Source organism: Escherichia sp. E14S1, assembly GCF_004211995.1.
Classification (GTDB): domain Bacteria; phylum Pseudomonadota; class Gammaproteobacteria; order Enterobacterales; family Enterobacteriaceae; genus Escherichia.
In genome coordinates this window covers 54,808-72,687 of sequence record NZ_RHJQ01000002.1, presented here as the reverse complement: position 1 = coordinate 72,687, position 17,880 = coordinate 54,808, and the positions used below count along the sequence as shown (strand labels likewise).

15 protein-coding genes are annotated in these 17,880 nt (G+C 53.7%); 8 read left to right on the top strand and 7 right to left on the bottom strand.

Annotated features, from left to right (window positions below; all coding sequences use genetic code 11):
- Positions 1-5 precede the first annotated feature (5 nt).
- Positions 6-1,448 carry a D-aminoacylase gene (locus D9734_RS01010; protein WP_130204746.1) on the bottom strand — a complete coding sequence of 481 codons (1,443 nt, stop codon included), beginning with the start codon at positions 1,446-1,448 and terminating at the stop codon, positions 6-8.
- Between the two features lie 200 nt (positions 1,449-1,648).
- On the opposite strand from D9734_RS01010, the gene D9734_RS01000 reads away from it, so the two are divergent.
- The gene (locus D9734_RS01000) at positions 1,649-2,869 is read left to right on the top strand and encodes an amino acid deaminase (RefSeq protein WP_130204744.1); all 1,221 of its coding nucleotides are present in this window, start codon (positions 1,649-1,651) and stop codon (positions 2,867-2,869) included.
- A 58-nt stretch (positions 2,870-2,927) separates the two neighbouring features.
- Here D9734_RS01000 and D9734_RS00995 read toward each other — a convergent pair whose 3' ends face one another.
- The 5 genes from D9734_RS00995 to D9734_RS00975 form a co-directional block, all read right to left on the bottom strand.
- Positions 2,928-3,938 (bottom strand): Ldh family oxidoreductase, encoded by a 1,011-nt coding sequence (locus D9734_RS00995; protein WP_130204742.1) that lies wholly within the window; start codon positions 3,936-3,938, stop codon positions 2,928-2,930.
- Positions 3,939-3,949: 11 nt separating this feature from the next.
- Positions 3,950-5,551, bottom strand: a complete 1,602-nt coding sequence (locus D9734_RS00990) for an APC family permease (protein ID WP_130204740.1) — start codon at positions 5,549-5,551, stop codon at positions 3,950-3,952.
- A gap of 11 nt (positions 5,552-5,562) precedes the next feature.
- A complete protein-coding gene (locus D9734_RS00985) occupies positions 5,563-7,173 on the bottom strand; it encodes an aldehyde dehydrogenase (NADP(+)) (RefSeq protein ID WP_130204738.1) in 1,611 nt (536 codons plus the stop codon).
- Between the two features lie 14 nt (positions 7,174-7,187).
- Entirely contained in the window at positions 7,188-8,108 is a 921-nt protein-coding gene (locus D9734_RS00980) for a dihydrodipicolinate synthase family protein (RefSeq protein WP_130204736.1), read from the bottom strand.
- 151 nt (positions 8,109-8,259) lie between these two features.
- Entirely contained in the window at positions 8,260-9,087 is an 828-nt protein-coding gene (locus tag D9734_RS00975; RefSeq protein ID WP_130204734.1) for an AraC family transcriptional regulator, read from the bottom strand.
- A gap of 311 nt (positions 9,088-9,398) precedes the next feature.
- Here D9734_RS00975 and D9734_RS00970 point away from each other — a divergent pair, with 311 nt between their 5' ends.
- The 7 genes from D9734_RS00970 (at position 9,399) to yjiA (ending at position 16,832) form a co-directional block, all read left to right on the top strand.
- The gene (locus D9734_RS00970) at positions 9,399-10,346 is read left to right on the top strand and encodes a 4-hydroxyproline epimerase (protein ID WP_130204732.1); all 948 of its coding nucleotides are present in this window, start codon (positions 9,399-9,401) and stop codon (positions 10,344-10,346) included.
- Positions 10,343-11,452: an FAD-dependent oxidoreductase gene (locus tag D9734_RS00965; protein WP_130204730.1), complete on the top strand. Its 1,110-nt coding sequence runs from the start codon at positions 10,343-10,345 to the stop codon at positions 11,450-11,452. Before D9734_RS00970 ends, D9734_RS00965 begins: the two co-directional genes overlap by 4 nt.
- The gene (locus tag D9734_RS00960; RefSeq protein WP_000017085.1) at positions 11,449-11,712 is read left to right on the top strand and encodes a (2Fe-2S)-binding protein; all 264 of its coding nucleotides are present in this window, start codon (positions 11,449-11,451) and stop codon (positions 11,710-11,712) included. The genes D9734_RS00965 and D9734_RS00960 overlap by 4 nt, the downstream gene beginning before the upstream one ends.
- A complete protein-coding gene (locus D9734_RS00955) occupies positions 11,693-12,958 on the top strand; it encodes an FAD/NAD(P)-binding oxidoreductase (RefSeq protein WP_130204728.1) in 1,266 nt (421 codons plus the stop codon). The genes D9734_RS00960 and D9734_RS00955 overlap by 20 nt, the downstream gene beginning before the upstream one ends.
- A 503-nt stretch (positions 12,959-13,461) precedes the next feature.
- Positions 13,462-15,612: a pyruvate/proton symporter BtsT gene (btsT, locus tag D9734_RS00950; RefSeq protein WP_109867472.1), complete on the top strand. Its 2,151-nt coding sequence runs from the start codon at positions 13,462-13,464 to the stop codon at positions 15,610-15,612.
- 49 nt (positions 15,613-15,661) lie between these two features.
- Positions 15,662-15,865 carry a YbdD/YjiX family protein gene (locus tag D9734_RS00945; protein ID WP_130204726.1) on the top strand — a complete coding sequence of 68 codons (204 nt, stop codon included), beginning with the start codon at positions 15,662-15,664 and terminating at the stop codon, positions 15,863-15,865.
- A gap of 10 nt (positions 15,866-15,875) precedes the next feature.
- Positions 15,876-16,832: a GTPase gene (gene yjiA, locus D9734_RS00940; RefSeq protein ID WP_001297640.1), complete on the top strand. Its 957-nt coding sequence runs from the start codon at positions 15,876-15,878 to the stop codon at positions 16,830-16,832.
- Between the two features lie 39 nt (positions 16,833-16,871).
- On the opposite strand, the gene mrr is transcribed toward yjiA, so the two are convergent.
- Positions 16,872-17,786: an adenine/cytosine-specific restriction endonuclease Mrr gene (gene mrr / locus D9734_RS00935; protein WP_130204724.1), complete on the bottom strand. Its 915-nt coding sequence runs from the start codon at positions 17,784-17,786 to the stop codon at positions 16,872-16,874.
- Positions 17,787-17,880: the final 94 nt, after the last annotated feature.

Genomic DNA, 17,880 nt, shown 5'->3' with positions numbered 1-17,880 from the left:
ACTCCTTAATGTGAGGTCTGGCGGCGCAGGAAACGTCCCGCACGGCCTGTAATGTGTTTATCGCGACCATAGCTCATAACGCCATTTACCATCACCGCTTCAATGCCCTCTGCCGGGCGTTTGGGATCAGAAAAACTGGCAACATCACGAATGGTTTGCGGATCGAACAACACCAGGTCCGCAAAATAGCCGACTTTCACCAGTCCACGCTGGGGCAGACAAAAACGGCTGGCAGAAAGCCCGGTCATTTTGTGGATAGCCGTGGTCAGCGGGAATAAGCCTTCATCACGACAATAGTGACCCAGCACACGAGGGAAAGCGCCCCATAAACGCGGATGCGGCATGGGATCATTAGGCAGGCCGTCAGAGCCAATCATACTGACCGGATAACTCAACACTCGGCGGACGTCGCGCTCGTCCATGTTGTAGTAGATAGCCCCGGCAGGCATTAGCAGCTTCGCGGCCTCTAGCATACTCATCTGCCAGTCGGTGGCGATTTGCGCCAGTGTTTTCCCGGCCTGCTGCGGATGTGTTTGTGACCAGGTGATCACAATATCGAATTCGTCGGTGACTTGTTTGAGATCCAGCGTTGAAGAGCTGGCTGAGTAAGGGTAGACATCGCAGCCAATTTCCTGGTGTTGACGCATTTGGTCAAAAAAAGCCAACGTTTCTTTTGTCCGCCCCCAGTTTTTCGCCCCGGCGCATTTATGGTGGGAAACCACAACAGGCACTTTGCCATGACGCCCAATACGAAACGCCTCATCCAGCGCATCCAGAATCGGTTCGAATTCAGAACGCAGATGAGTGGTATAAACCCCCTTCTCACCGGCTAATTCTTCCGCCAGCGCCATTACCTCTTCGGTAGTCGCCTGAAATGCCGTGGCATAAGCCAGTCCGGAACTTAACCCCAGCGCTCCCTGACTCAACGCCAGACGTAAGTCGGCACGCATAGCGGCAATTTCATCCGCCGTCGCCGGGCGAAACAGGTCGTCCATATGATTATTACGCAGCGCCGTATGACCAATCAGCGTGCCTACGTTCAGTGACGGTCTGGCTGCTTCCACTGCCTGGGCATAGCTTTCAACGGTGGGATAAATAAAGTGCTCCGCTTCCCCCAACAGATTCATCGGGTCAGGGACTTCGCCTTTCATTTTCGCCGACGCTGCACTGATCCCGCAGTTGCCGACAATCACGGTGGTGATCCCCTGGCTGATTTTTGGCAGATATTCCGGGATGCGAATAACGTTGATATCGTCATGGGTATGAACGTCGATAAACCCTGGTGCCAGCACCCGTCCTTCACCGTCAATGACCTGCTGCGCCGTAACGTTAAGCGCAGGGGCTATATCGACAATCCGATCACCTGTTATTGCCACGTCACCGCGAAATTCAGGGCCGCCGCTGCCGTCGATAACCGTCACATTTTTGAATAACCAGTCAACCTGCATGTTCGTCACTCCATTTCTGCAATGGTGATAAGTTAACCATTTACAAGGATGAAAAACAGTGGAAAACTACGCAAAACCCAGATGATTTTCTGATACTTTTATTCACAAATCATAAGATAAATAAACTAAATACCTATATTTCATTTAGTTACAAATGATACTCGCATCCGATACGGTGAAAAACTCAAAAGGTAAATGTTATGAAATACCACTCAGAACCTCTGGTTCCCCATAAATCTGCTCTGATGCAAATGCCCGCAAATATCCTTGCCGAAGATGTTTGTTTACCTGCCGCGATCATTAAAAAGCAGGCTCTGGAGAACAACATTATGTGGATGCAACGCTATGCTGACGCGCGCGGCGTTTCGCTGGCACCGCACGGTAAAACCACCATGACGCCGTGGATTTTTCAGGCGCAGCAGGCGGCTGGTGCCTGGGCAATTGGTGTCGGTAGCGCGTGGCAGGCTGGTGCGGCAATGGCGAGCGGTATTCAGCGTGTGCTGATGGTTAACCAGTTGGTCGGCAAGGCGAATATGCAGTTGATTGCCCAGTTGCAACGGCATTACCCGAAAGTCGATTTTATCTGCTGTATCGACAGCATTGAGAACGCCCGCGCTTTGTCTGTCTTTTTTGCCAGCCAGCAACAGACGCTGAACGTGATGATTGAGCTGGGGGTTCCCGGCGGGCGCTGTGGTTGCCGCTCAACGGATGCCGCACTGGCACTGGCTAAACAAGCGGTCCAATTACCAGGGCTACGTCTGCGCGGGCTGGAGTTATATGAAGGTGTTTTACACGGTGACGATCCACAACCGCAGGTAGAAGCGCTGCTGCGCGATGCCGCACAACTGGCTTGTGATATGGCAAGTCTGGTTGATGGCGAGTTTATTCTCACCGGAGCAGGCACGGTCTGGTATGACGTAGTGTGCAATATCTGGCTGGCGGCAGAAAAGCCTGATAACTGCCGGATCGTCATTCGCCCAGGCTGCTACATCACCCATGACGCAGGGATCTACGACATCGCGCAACAGCAATTGATCGCCCGTGATCCAGTGGCTTGCGATCTGGCAGGCGATCTCACATCTGCACTGGAACTGGTCGCCATGGTGCAATCGGTGCCGGAGGCCGATCGTGCAGTGGTTAATTTTGGTAAGCGTGATTGTGCCTTCGACGCCGGACTGCCACAACCGGTCGCCCACTACCGCAACGGCAAGCCAATGGCGTTTGATCCTGAGGCTATTCGCAGTGTCGGCATTATGGATCAGCACTGCATGTTGCAATTGTCAGCTAATAGCGACGTGCAGGTGGGGGATATTCTGGTGTTTGGCACTTCCCATCCGTGCCTGACCTTCGACAAATGGAAAACGTTATTATTGACTGATGACGACTACAACGTACTGGCAGAGCTGGATACGTTGTTTTGATAGCGCAGATGGCGGGATCCTTCCCGCCATTAATTGTATGTATATCCTTTAGTATCTATCAGCTGCTTAAGGATCGAATATCGTCATAGAGTGATTGGCTGATCTCTACACCCTGTTGCTCACTGCGCAATCGTGCCTGGTAGCGACGTTCTCCTGGCAGGCGCGCGCCCTGTGCCTGCATCTGACTAAACAGTGTTTCCGCCCTTGCCAGATGCCTCCCGGCATCCTCACCAAGAAAACGCTGCGGATCGAGTGCCAGGATCAACTCTCCACCATATGGCAAACCACCTGCACCATTATCCCACGCAAGAGACTCAGCACTGGTCATATCGCCAATCAGTGGCCCCGCAATCAACTCCACCATCGCTGCCAGTGCCGAACCTTTATGACCGCCGAAGGTTAACATTGCTCCGTCCAGCACAGCTTGTGGATCGGTGGTGGCATTGCCATTGCTGTCGATCCCCCAACCTTCAGGAAGTGATTTCCCGGCTCGCTGATGTAACTGAATCTCCCCGCGTGCCGCCGCACTGGTCGCCATATCAAAAATAAATGGCGGCTGCTTGTCGCGCGGCCAACCAAACGCGACTGGGTTAGTACCAAAAAGAGGTTTGCGCCCCCCTTTCGGCGCAACCCAGGCATGGCTTGGCGTGGTCGCCAGCGCCACCAGTCCGGCTTCAGTCAGCGGTTCAACATCCGCAAATAAGGCGGAGTAGTGAACACAATGATTAATCGCCAGTGCTGCAATCCCGCACTGACGCGTTTTCTCGATCAGTAACGGTAGTGCCTGCTGATAAGCCAACAGCGAATAGCCACCTTTGGCATCGGCCTTAACGATTGCCGGAGCCTGAGATTCCACTGTCGGCAGAGCATCGGCAGAGACTTTCCCTTTTCGCAGCGTGTCAACAATCCCCAGCAGTCGCCATAAACCGTGCGAGGCACAACCGTCGCGCTCCCCGGCGGTAACGTTTTTCGCAATCACCACCGCATGTTGCTCACTAAATCCGTTACTGATGAGCGCATGATAGGCTAGTGCGTAAGCCTCTGATAACGAGAGGATTACTCTATCCATTTTCTACTCCTTTATTCTTCTTCATCCCCGTTAAAGTTCGCCCGAGGAAGGCAGGTGTATGCGCCCCAGTAATAAATTCCCAACGACATCAGCGCGACGACGATAGTATCCCACGGGTGACCTATAATGCCGCTACCGCCAAAACTACCCAACCAGGAAAACAGCATAATCAGGGCATAGAAGGCAATAAGCCACAATGAAGATTTAATCTGCTGCGCCAGGCTGACATGCTGAACAGGCACTTTCGACTTACAAACCACGTAAACCACAAACATTACGATTTGTAGCCCCAGTAGCCAGGAAAGCGTTCCCCAACCAGACCAAAAAACAATCAGCGCGGAAATCATAAAAGAGAGTGGGCCGAGCACCGCAAAACCACGAACGCGGAACGGGCGCGGCATATCTGGTGCATTACGACGCAGCCCGGCAGCTGTAACCGGCGCGATGGCGTAGCTCAGTACCAGAGCCGCAGAAACCACGCTAATCAATTGCTCCCACGACGGGAACGGCAGCGTCCAGAAGATAGATAAACCAAACGTCAGCCACAGTGCCGGACGTGGAATACCTGACTCCTTATCGATATGAGTAAAGGTTTTAAAGAATGTCCCCGCCTTCGCCCAGCCATAGATCACGCGCGGTGTCGCATTCATGTAAATATTGCCAGTGCCGCTGGGAGACACAATAGCATCACATACCACCATAAATGCCAGCCAGCCCATCCCAAGGGTAATGGCGATATCACGATACGGCAGCGAATAGTTCTTACTGATCTCCGCCCAACCCCCACTTAGCGATTCAGTAGGAATGCTGCCCAAAAAGGCTATCTGCAGCAGAACGTAGATGATGGTCGAGAGAATTACCGAGAGGATCAGCGCAAATGGGATGGTACGTTGCGGATTTTGCGCCTCGCTGGCAACGGAGATAATCGGTGTCAGCCCAAGGTAAGCGAAGATAATCCCACCCGCGCTAATTGCCGCTTCCACTCCTGACATACCAAATGGAGCCATACCCTGTATATGCAGATTCTCCGGTTTGAAGAAGGCAAATAACGTTATTACCACCAGCAACGGCACCAGAAACTTCAGCACACTAATAAAATTGTTCGAGCGGGCGAACGTTTTGACACTGTAGTAGTTCAGGGCAAAAAAGAAGCACAACAGTAAGAACTGCACCACCCAGCCTAACAGCGTCGGGTCACTGCTCCCCGTCTGCGTCAGCGCCGGAAACCAGGCGGCAGCATATTGCCGTGCGGCTACAATCTCAATGGAGATCAGGCTGGAGAAGGCAATCAGGGTAATAAAGCCCAGCAGATAGCCCATCAATTCGCCGTGCGAAAATACCGGGTAACGAATAATACCGCCCGCGCGGGGAAGCGCCGCCCCCAGTTCGCAGTAAATAATCCCCAGTAGCAGCACCGCAAAACCGCCAATAACCCAGGAAGCAATCCCGGCTGGGCCAGCGATCGATGCGACATGGCTGGCAGCAAACAGCCAGCCAGAACCAAAAATCGCCCCCAGACCAATAAAGGTCAAGTCGGTAAGCGTTAACTGCTTTTTAAACTTCCCCGACTCAACAACGACGGTTTGCGTGCTTTGGGTAGAAGGAATTGTCATAGTGATGCCCTTCAATGAGTCAACAAGGAGGAAATGGCTTCCCGGGTCCACTGGCCGTTAACCAGGCGCAGCAGGGTTAATGGATTACTATCCTGCAACGCAGGCGGTAATAGCGCAGCGGGTGCATTTTGCAGGCATACCGGGCGCAGAAAACGAGTAATGGACAGCGTGCCTACGGACGTGCCGCGCGCGTCGGTGGTTGCCGGGAACGGACCACCGTGTACCATGGCATCGCAAACCTCGACGCCGGTGGGATAGCCATTGAACAATACGCGTCCGGCTTTATCAGCCAACAACGGCAATAAACGACCAGCCAGTTGCCGGTCATCCTCATCCGCCTGAAGTGTGGCAGTAAGTTGCCCTTGCAGAGCGTTAATCACCTGCAACAACTCCGCTTCATCAGCGGCTTCAACCACAATCGCGAGCGGCCCGAACACTTCCTCCTGCAACAGAGGATCTTTTTCAAGTACGCTTGCCACCTGAGCCTGATAGAGACGAGCTTCTGCACGTCCGGTCTGATGATTATCGTCCCCCGCCAAACACTGAATTGTCGGATGTCCTGCCAGTTTCTCTACGCTGTGGCGATAGTGCTCAAGCGTGGAGGCGTTCAGCATGAGTTGCGGTGAAGCGGCATTCACTTTCTCAACCAGTTGCTGCAAAAAGTCCGCGTTTTTCTCCCCCTTCAGCAACACAATCAGGCCTGGTTTAGTGCAGAACTGTCCACATCCCAGCGTGAACGATGCGACTAAATCGCGGGCCAGCGTATCGGCACGTACTGATAGCGCCTGCGGCAGAATGAAAAAGGGATTGAGAGCCGACATTTCGGCAAAAACCGGTATCGGCTGTGGACGCTGTTGGGCCAAACGAAAGAGTGCCATGCCACCACGTAATGAGCCGGTAAAACCCACCGCCTGAATTGCGGGATGTTTCACCAGTTCAGCACCGATATCAGTACCGAAAATCATATTGAATACGCCTGCGGGCATGGCGCATTTAGTCACGGCACGAGCGATCGCTGACGCGATAATTTCTGCCGTTGCCATATGCCCAGGATGCGCTTTCACAACTACCGGGCATCCTGCAGCCAGTGCCGCTGCTGTATCACCACCGGCGGTAGAAAAAGCGAGTGGAAAGTTGCTGGCACCAAATACCGCCACCGGCCCGAGAGCCGTTTTATACTGGCGCAAATCCGGTCGAGGCAAAGGCTGACGCTCCGGCAACGCAGTATCAATTCTTACCTCAAACAGATCGCCCCGACGTAATAACCCGGCAAACATGCGCATCTGCCCGCTGGTTCTTGCCCGCTCTCCCTGTAAACGCGCCAGGGGTAACGCCGTCTCCTGATGTGCCGTAGCGAACAGTTCGTCGCCTGCCGCATCAAGTTCATCGGCGATGGTTTCTAAAAAATCGGCACGTTGCCCGGCACTGGTCTGTGAATAGCGCACAAAAGCCTGCTGCGCCGCAATAGCCGCCTGCGCGGCCTCCTCCACGGAGGCCGGGTAAAAACGTTGCCCGGTAGGTTCGCCATCCTGCGCTCGCAGGCTGACCAGCGACGGTTCACCGCTGGCAACACGTTGCCCGGCGATGAACTGTTGCCCGGTGAAAGGGAAAGTTTCAGTCATAGTCTCTCCCCACCTCAAAGGCCCACGTCCGGCAGCGCAGGGCGAGTCGCCAGCGCTTTCTCAACTATCGCCACAACCTGGGCACGCGTTTCACCTTCCAGCGCCAGACGCGGCGGGCGAGTAACCTCACTGCCACGCCCCAACAGGGCTTCGCACAGCTTGATACACTGCACCAGGTCAGGGCGCGCATCGAGATGCAGCAGTGGCATAAACCAGCGATAGAGCGCCATAGCCTCGTCAAAACGCTGTTGTTTTGCCAAACGGAACAACGTCTCACCTTCGCGTGGGAAGGCGTTTGACATCCCGGAAATCCAGCCTTCAGCGCCCACCGCAATGCTCTCAACCACGACATCGTCCAGCCCTGCAAACAGCACAAAGCGATCTCCTACCGCATTGCGAAGATCGATAAAACGACGAGTATCACCAGAGGAATCTTTAAAGCAGACAATATTTTCGCAATCAGCGAGTGTTTCCAGGATATCAGGGGTGACATCGTTTTTATAAATCGGTGGGTTGTTATAGACCATGATCGGCAGGTCGGTCGCCATTGCCACACTGCGGAAGTGCGCTGCAGTTTCATGAGGCTTAGACGAGTAAACCAAAGCAGGCATCACCATAACGCCATCAACACCGACCTTCTCGGCCTCTTTTGCCATCGTCCGGGCAAAGGCGGTGGTGAACTCAGCAACCCCGGCAATCACCGGAATTTTTCCGCCAGCAGCATCTTTCGCGACTTCGATGATTTGCAGTTTTTCCTGAGTGGTAAGTGACGTGTTTTCTCCTACGCTACCGCACACTACCAGGCCAGAAACCCCGTCTTTAACCAGGTTTTTCATCACCGCATGGGTGGCATCCAAATCAAGTGAGTAATCACTACGGAACTGAGTGCTAACCGCCGGAAAAACGCCACTCCAGTTAATCGCTTTATTGCTCATCTTTGGTTTCCTTATTGTCAACCTGTTGCGTTAATGTGAATTAAAAGTGAATCCTCATTAACAGATTGACCTCTCCTTGCGCTGGCGGCTTGTCGATTTTCTTTCCCCAGGATGACGAAATTAGCACAATGCCCGGTTGCGATTTGTCGTGCTACCCGACCAACGTCATCCGAAAATCACGCGGTGTTGAGCCTGTCATCGCCTTAAATTGACGGCTGAACGCACTGTGGTCGGTATAACCACACTGCAAAGCGATATCGGTAATCGGCGTATTTCCTGCAAGCAACTCAGTGGCCTTTTCCAGTCGAACTTTGTGGATCATCTGGCGAGGAGTCAGGTGAAAAATCCGCTTACAGTAGCGTTCAATTTGCGCCACAGACATTCCGCTCATTTCAGTCAACTCTTCCATAGAGATCGCGCGGTGGTAGTGATTGCGAATGTGCTCATCGATGATCGCCAGACGTTGCCAGGCAGGATGACGCGCATGTGCTTTCTGGAGATCATGTGAGATCCCCGCCATTCCAATCACACGCCCCTGCATATCGCGCAGTGCCAGTTTCTGCGTCAGGCACCAGCCGCGTTCGCGCCCGTTATAGAGATGCATCTCCAGTTGATCACGTAACGCAACCCCTTCGCGTAGCACACGCAGATCCTGTTCGGTATATCCTCGTCCCAGTGCAGAAGGGAAAACATCTGCCGATGTCTTCCCCAGTAGCGATGTCACGTTTTTAAACCCGCAGCGTCGCGCCAACGTCATATTGACTAACAGATAACGGGCCTGCACATCCTTAATAAAAAACACCACATTAGGAATGGCGTTAAGAAGTGGCGCAATCAGTGCCAGTGCATTTAACAATGCCTGAATATTTTGTGGACGCTGCCGCGCCAGCCCCTCGCAAATTTGACTAAGTTCATCAACGGCCAGCGCAGTTTCTTCACAAGGGGAAAACTCAATAGTCTGATGACATATGCTGGACATAGCTGTTCCTCATAGCGATTGAGGATGAATGTTTATTAACCTTTAGTTAACATGACAAGTACTGAAAGCGCATTTTGCGATCCTTCCGTGTATTTCCACTTTCCGTTGCTCTCACTACTGACGAACGCTTGTTCTTGGTCTAACACATCACTAACAAGATGATTAATATTAAAAAAGTATGACCGCTCCTGGTGTCGCGAAATAATTCACTGTGCTGATTTCGTCATTTCCCTTGCAGAAACCCTTCAAGCGATAAAGTTGCAATTACGCCAGCATTTAGAAACATTTCGTTAACCACATGGAGCCAAAGCATGCATGTTCCTCACCAAATCACTGAACTCAGGGCTATCGACTCCCATACCGGAGGCGAGCCGACCCGGTTGATTATTGATGGCTTTCCCGATCTCGGTAGCGGCAGCATGGCCGAACGGCGCGAACGTTTTGCCCGGGAATTTGACAGTTGGCGCAAAGCCATAATTCTTGAGCCACGCGGTAACGACGTGCTGGTCGGCGCGCTACTGTGTGAGCCGGTTTCCCCTCATGCCACGGCAGGTGTCATCTTTTTCAATAATGCTGGATACCTGAATATGTGTGGGCACGGCACTATCGGGCTTGTTGCTTCACTGGCCTGGTTAGATCGTATTAAACCAGGCGTTCATCGCATTGAAACCCCTGTTGGAGATGTAAACGCCACATTGCATGACGATGGCAGTGTGTCAGTTGAAAACGTTCCGGCCTGGCGCTGGCAAAAACAGGTAAGTGTGGAAACGGCGGTGGGTACAGTTACAGGTGATATCGCCTGGGGTGGCAACTGGTTTTTTCTTATTAATGATCATCCATTTGATATTGTGCCGGAACAAATCCCGCAGTTAACTGAATACGCCTGGGCGGTACGGGAAGGACTCGATAATGCGGGTATCGTCGGTGAAAATGGTGGCATTATCGATCATATCGAACTTTTTGCCGATGACGATCAGGCGGATAGCCGTAGCTTCGTCCTTTGCCCTGGCAAAGCGTGGGATCGTTCTCCCTGTGGCACAGGTACCAGCGCCAAGTTGGCCTGTCTGGCAGAGGACGGAAAACTCGCCCCCGGCGATATCTGGCGCCAGGCTAGTATTATTGGTAGCCAGTTTACGGCTCACTATGCCTGCCATGGCGAGAAGATTATCCCCACCATTCGTGGAGAAGCCTGGGTATGCGGCGACAATCGCCTGCTCCTTAATCCGGACGATCCCTTCTGCTGGGGGATTAGCCTGTGAACAGCACGGAGGTCATTGTCATCGGCGCAGGCATCATCGGGGCCGCCTGCGCATGGCAACTGGCAAAACGTGGGGTGAGAGTCACGTTAATTGACGACGGCCGAGCCGGAGCTACAGCTGCAGGAATGGGGCATCTGGTCTGTATGGATGATGATCCCGCAGAACTGACGCTCTCTGCCTGGTCGCTGGAATTGTGGCGCACGTTGACGCCTCAGTTACCACAAAGCTGTGCCTGGCGCGGCTGTGGCACATTGTGGCTGGCGGAAACACCAGAAGAACTGGAAATTGCCCGAGAGAAGCAGCGACGTCTGGCATCGCAGAAAGTAAACAGCGAAATGCAAAGCACCGCACAATTGGCCGAGCGAGAAGTTATGCTACGCCCGGGGCTATCCGGCGGGTTATGGGTGCCGGGCGATGGCATCGTCTATGCCCCAAACGTTGCCCGTTGGTTTATTGCCAATGCGGGCGATAAGCTGACACATCTGGTTGATCCCGCCATTCGTCTGGAAGAACCAACAGTGACATTACAGAGCGGTCGCCAGGTACGCGCCGACGCGATCGTCATCGCCAGTGGTCTGGGAGCCAATACGTTACTGGAGGAGCCATGGCTGCGCGCGAAGAAAGGCCAACTGGCGATTACTGATCGCTATGGTCCACTGGTCAATCACCAACTGGTTGAACTTGGCTACGGCGCCAGTGCTCACGGCGGCGGCACGTCAGTGGCCTTTAATGTGCAGCCTCGTCCCACCGGCCAACTGCTGGTTGGCTCTTCGCGTCAGTTCGATAACCAGGATCGCGAACTGGACCTTCCACTCCTGTCCGCGATGCTGTCCAGAGCGCAACACTTTCTGCCGTCTCTGGCAACGCTCAATATTATTCGTTGCTGGAGCGGTTTTCGCGCCGCCTCGCAGGATGGTAATCCCCTTCTCGGCCCGCATCCTTCCCGTGCTGGCGTCTGGCTGGCTCTTGGTCATGAAGGGCTTGGCGTGACCACTGCCCCCGCCAGCGCGTCGCTGTTAGCCGCACAGTTGCTGGGTGAACGCAGCCTCGTATCTCCTGCCCCCTGGCTACCCGCCAGACTTATCTCCCTGGAGGCCAGCGCATGAGTGGCACCATTCGAATTTTTATTGCCGGACAGCCCTGGTTTGTCCCGACGGGTATTAGCGTAGCGGCGGCACTGGCCTTAACTGATAACCCCATTACGCGCCTTTCGGTGAGCGGGCAACCACGTACGCCCTTCTGCGGCATGGGCGTTTGCCAGGAGTGTCGGGTGAGCGTTAATGGTCGTCGGGTACCAGGTTGTCAGACCCTTTGCCAGCCAGACATGCAGATTGAAAGGAGCGGATATGCAGACCTTACAGTGTGACATTTTAATTCTCGGTGCAGGCCCGGCGGGGCTATCAGCTGCTCTGGCCGCAGCAAAGTGCGATAAGCAGGTCATCATTCTTGATGATAATCCGCGTCCTGGCGGTCAAATCTGGCGCGATGGCCCACAAAGTCAGCTTCCTCCACTGGCCCGCCATTACCGCGATGCCGTTGCCAACGAATCGCGGATTCGTGTGCTCAACGGAGCGAGGTTAATCGCCCGCCGTAGCGAAAATTGTGTACTGTTCGAAACTGCAGAAGACTACGGCACAGTAAGCTGGAATAAGCTGATTCTCTGCTGCGGTGCTCGTGAACTTGCATTACCGTTTCCAGGCTGGACACTGCCCGGTGTCAGTGGCGCGGGTGGGTTACAGGCACAAGTGAAACAGGGGCTGCACATGGCGAATCAAAAAGTGGTTATTGCCGGAAGCGGGCCACTATTACTGGCCGTTGCTGACACCGTTCGCCGTGCCGGAGGCGAAGTGGTGGCGATTGTGGAACAAGCCCCACGCGCAGCGCTATTGCGCTTTGGCCTCGGGCTATGGCGTTGGCCGGGTAAGCTGCGCCAACTGGCGACACTATTTCCTCGTCGTTATCTCAGTGCAAGCCAGGTTATCGCTGCTCACGGCGACGCCACATTGCGTGCTGTCACCCTCCGACACAATGGTAGGGAAATCACACTGCCATGCGACAAATTGGCTATTGGCTATGGTCTGGTGCCTAATCTTGAACCAGGGTTGTTCTTCAATTGTGTCATCAGCAATGATGCCGTGCAGGTGGATGAACTTCAGCGAACCTCGGTTAAAAACATCTATGCAGCCGGTGAATGTACTGGATTTGGTGGCAGTGAACTGGCGCTGATAGAAGGTGAGATAGCCGGACTTTGTGCGGCCGATCGCGCCCATGAAACCAGGTTTCTGCAACAAAAACGTGCCGGGTGGCAGCGCTTCGCCCTTGCACTTCATAAAACCTTTGCCCTGCCCGAAAGTCTCAAGCGCGTTGCGACACCAGAAACGCTGCTTTGCCGCTGCGAAGACATTCGCTGTAGCGATGTAGAGCAAGCACAAAGCTGGCTGCAGGCCAAATTAACGACCCGCTGCGGCATGGGAGCCTGCCAGGGGAGAACCTGCGCCGCTACCGCTCGATGGTTGTACGGCTGGCCATTACCGCAACCGCGAGAACCCCTTTCCCCCTCTCGCAGCGAAACGTTAATTGCCCTGGCGCACCAGCCACCTTCACCACATTAAATCCCTGATAAGGATTTGACGTTAATGGCTTATCCGGTCTGGTAAATCTTACAAATTCAATACATTGCAGAATCTATCCAGGCCAGATAAGCGTGGCGCATCTGGCAATTATTGAGGCGCAAACGAGAAATCTATCCAGGCAAAAAAAAATTCGTGATCTCAATCACATATTCACCTAATGAATAATTCTTGCCCAACCGCTCACCGCCATTCCTGACCGCTTACGTCCCTAATATAACCACTCAGTTATTTACCTTACTTTACGCGCGCGTAACTCTGGCAACATCACTGCAGGATAGCGGTCAATTTACCTCCTCAAACGCAACGCAAACCTAGAACGGCTTCGGCCTATGATTAACAAATTACTCTATGGATTTTGGTTTGCAGGAAGGCAGCCAGTGAGTGAATCCCCGGGAGCTTACAACAGTAAGTGACAGGGGTGAACGAACGCAGCTGCCGCAACTGTAAGCCAAAAGACGACGAGTAAAATGCCAGGTTTTACTATGGATACGAAAAAACTATTCAAGCACATACCCTGGGTGATTCTCGGAATCATCGGTGCATTCTGCCTCGCGGTAGTTGCATTACGTCGGGGGGAGCACGTCAGCGCCCTGTGGATCGTGGTCACCTCTGTGTCGGTGTATCTGGTGGCGTATCGCTACTACAGTCTGTACATCGCCCAGAAGGTGATGAAACTCGACCCCACGCGCGCGACGCCTGCGGTTATTAACAACGACGGTCTGAACTACGTTCCGACCAACCGTTACGTGTTGTTTGGTCACCACTTCGCCGCTATCGCCGGTGCTGGTCCGCTGGTTGGTCCGGTTCTCGCCGCGCAGATGGGCTACCTGCCTGGCACGCTGTGGCTGCTGGCGGGGGTAGTGCTGGCCGGTGCGGTACAGGACTTTATGGTGCTGTTTATCTCCTCTCGCCGTAACGGCGCATCTCTCGGTGAGATGATCAAAGAAGAGATGGGGCCAGTACCGGGGACTATCGCGCTGTTTGGCTGTTTCTTAATCATGATCATCATCCTCGCCGTCCTGGCGCTGATTGTGGTTAAAGCCCTGGCCGAAAGTCCGTGGGGTGTCTTCACCGTTTGCTCAACCGTACCGATTGCGCTGTTTATGGGTATCTACATGCGCTTTATCCGTCCGGGGCGTGTGGGTGAAGTCTCTGTCATTGGTATCGTGCTGCTGGTTGCCTCTATCTACTTCGGTGGCGTGATTGCTCACGATCCGTACTGGGGTCCGGCACTGACCTTTAAAGACACCACCATTACCTTCGCGCTGATTGGCTATGCGTTTGTTTCCGCACTGCTGCCGGTGTGGCTGATCCTCGCACCGCGCGACTATCTGGCAACCTTCCTGAAAATCGGCGTTATCGTCGGCCTGGCGCTGGGTATCGTGGTGCTGAACCCGGAACTGAAAATGCCTGCGATGACCCAGTACATTGACGGTACTGGCCCGCTGTGGAAAGGCGCTCTGTTCCCGTTCCTGTTCATCACCATCGCCTGTGGTGCGGTATCTGGCTTCCACGCGCTGATCTCTTCCGGTACGACGCCGAAACTGCTGGCTAATGAAACCGACGCGCGTTTCATTGGCTACGGCGCAATGCTGATGGAGTCCTTCGTGGCGATTATGGCGCTGGTTGCTGCGTCCATCATCGAACCGGGTCTTTACTTCGCGATGAATACCCCGCCTGCGGGCCTCGGCATCACCATGCCTAACCTGCATGAAATGGGTGGCGAGAACGCGCCGATCATCATGGCGCAACTGAAAGACGTTACCGCACACGCGGCGGCGACCGTCAGCTCCTGGGGCTTCGTGATTTCGCCAGAGCAGATCCTGCAAACCGCGAAAGACATTGGTGAGCCTTCTGTCCTGAACCGTGCAGGTGGTGCGCCGACACTGGCGGTAGGTATCGCTCATGTGTTCCACAAAGTGCTGCCGATGGCTGACATGGGCTTCTGGTATCACTTCGGTATTCTGTTCGAAGCCCTGTTCATCCTGACCGCGCTGGATGCCGGTACCCGTTCTGGCCGTTTTATGCTGCAAGACCTGCTGGGTAACTTCATCCCGTTCCTGAAAAAAACCGACTCTCTGGTTGCCGGTATCATCGGTACTGCGGGCTGTGTGGGTCTGTGGGGCTACCTGCTGTATCAGGGCGTGGTCGATCCGCTGGGCGGCGTTAAGAGCCTGTGGCCGCTGTTCGGTATCTCCAACCAGATGCTGGCAGCCGTAGCGCTGGTACTGGGCACCGTTGTGCTGATTAAGATGAAGCGCACCCAATACATCTGGGTAACTGTTGTTCCGGCTGTATGGCTGCTTATCTGCACCACCTGGGCGCTGGGTCTGAAACTGTTCAGCACCAACCCGCAGATGGAAGGCTTCTTCTACATGGCAAGCCAGTACAAAGAGAAGATTGCTAACGGTACTGACCTGACGGCGCAGCAGATTGCCAACATGAACCACATCGTTGTGAACAACTACACCAACGCAGGCCTGAGTATTCTGTTCCTGATTGTGGTGTACAGCATCATCTTCTACGGTTTCAAAACCTGGCTTGCGGTGCGTAACAGCGACAAACGTACTGACAAAGAAACACCGTACGTTCCAATCCCGGAAGGCGGCGTGAAGATCTCTTCGCACCACTAACCGTGTTTAGCCCCGCTTCGGCGGGGCTTTGTTCTTATCAGAGTGAACTATGTTTGGTAACTTAGGACAGGCAAAAAAATATCTCGGCCAGGCGGCGAAGATGTTGATTGGCATTCCAGACTACGACAACTACGTCGAGCATATGAAGACCAACCATACCGACAAGCCGTACATGAGCTATGAAGAATTCTTCCGCGAACGCCAGAACGCGCGCTACGGCGGCGATGGTAAAGGCGGTATGCGCTGTTGTTAATGGAGAGAGCATGAACCCGATTGCAGTTACCCTACTCACCGGTTTTTTAGGCGCGGGAAAAACCACCCTGCTGCGCCATATTCTTAACGAACAACACGGCTACAAAATTGCCGTGATTGAAAACGAATTCGGCGAAGTCTCCGTTGATGATCAACTGATTGGCGACCGCGCCACGCAGATCAAAACGCTGACCAACGGCTGCATCTGCTGTTCGCGCTCCAACGAGCTGGAGGACGCGCTACTCGACCTGCTGGATAATCTCGACAAGGGCAATATTCAGTTCGATCGTCTGGTCATTGAATGCACCGGCATGGCCGATCCCGGCCCGATTATTCAGACCTTTTTCTCCCATGAGATTTTATGCCAGCGCTACCTGCTGGACGGCGTGATTGCGCTGGTGGATGCGGTACATGCCGATGAGCAGATGAACCAGTTCACCATCGCCCAGTCACAGGTTGGCTACGCCGACCGTATTCTGCTGACCAAAACCGACGTCGCAGGCGAAGCAGAAAAACTGCGTGAACGCCTGGCGCGCATCAACGCCCGCGCACCGGTCTACACCGTCACCCACGGAGACATCGACCTGGGCCTGCTGTTCAACACCAACGGTTTTATGCTGGAAGAAAACGTTGTCAGCACCAAACCACGTTTCCACTTTATCGCGGATAAACAAAACGATATTTCATCGATTGTGGTAGAACTGGATTACCCGGTAGATATCAGCGAAGTTTCCCGCGTGATGGAAAACCTGCTGCTGGAATCGGCGGATAAACTGCTGCGTTACAAAGGAATGCTGTGGATTGACGGCGAACCTAACCGCCTGCTGTTCCAGGGCGTCCAACGCCTCTACAGCGCCGACTGGGACCGCCCGTGGGGCGATGAAAAACCGCATAGCACAATGGTGTTTATCGGGATTCAGCTGCCGGAGGAAGAGATAAGGGCGGCGTTTGCGGGGTTGAGGAAGTAAGGGGTTATTGGCCGGATAAGGCGCATCCGGCCTGATATTTCACTCAAAATAGTCCATATCCAGTTTCGGCACCTTCAACAAACGTGAAGAAACCCCTACTTCGTTTTCGATCATTAAGTGCACCAGGCGTTCCCCATCAACCAGCACCATTCCCTCGACGGATTGAGCAAAGTCACGCGCCTGAGACGTAAATCCAGAAGTGGTAATAAACACCCCACGTTTCGCCTTTTGCCCAGCCAGTGCGCCGTAAAATGCCTGTAATTCTGGCCTGCCTACAGTGTTCTGCCAACGTTTTGCCTGAACATAAACTTTCTCCAGGCCAAGTTTATCAAGCGATATCACACCATCGATGCCACCATCTCCAGTACCGCCAACACGCTGCAAATCATCACGGTGGCCGCCATACCCCAGGCGATGCAAAACATCCAGAACAATGACTTCAAAGCGCGAAGGAGAAACCTGCAATAAGTTTTCCAGAACCTCATCAGCCACCGCATCACGAAGCTCTTTTAGTGCCTGATCTAACCGATCGTCCGGGCTGCTCTTTGCAAGTTCTTCATGATCGGGAGTGTCGGCTTTCGGATCTAAATCGACGGCATCCGGCCGTGACTTGAGTTTGACATTCACAAAATCGAAGGCCAGATGGGTCGTCTCCTGCTCCGTCATTGGCTGGGGATGAGATGCAACCCAGTCAAAACCAGCAGGAGTCAGGCACCATTTGCCACGCGACAAACTTTGCGACAACCCGGCACGTTTTAAACGGTCATGCGCCCAGCCTGCACGATTTTTATAAACAAGTTGTCCGCTGGTAATGACTTTCGCTCGCTGGCTGTCATCCAGTCCTAATGCATCCGCGGCAGCCTCATGAACATCACGCGCGGCTGCACCTTCCGGTTTTGTCGCCAGATAACGCAGAACAGGTTCAATAAATTTGTCATAGGTAGGAACCGTCATAGTACATCCTTGCAGAATCAGGTAGATGTTTTTCGGCTACTATACCACTACCAAAATAGACGAACACGTTAGAAATGAGTCAGTTGCTGTGACT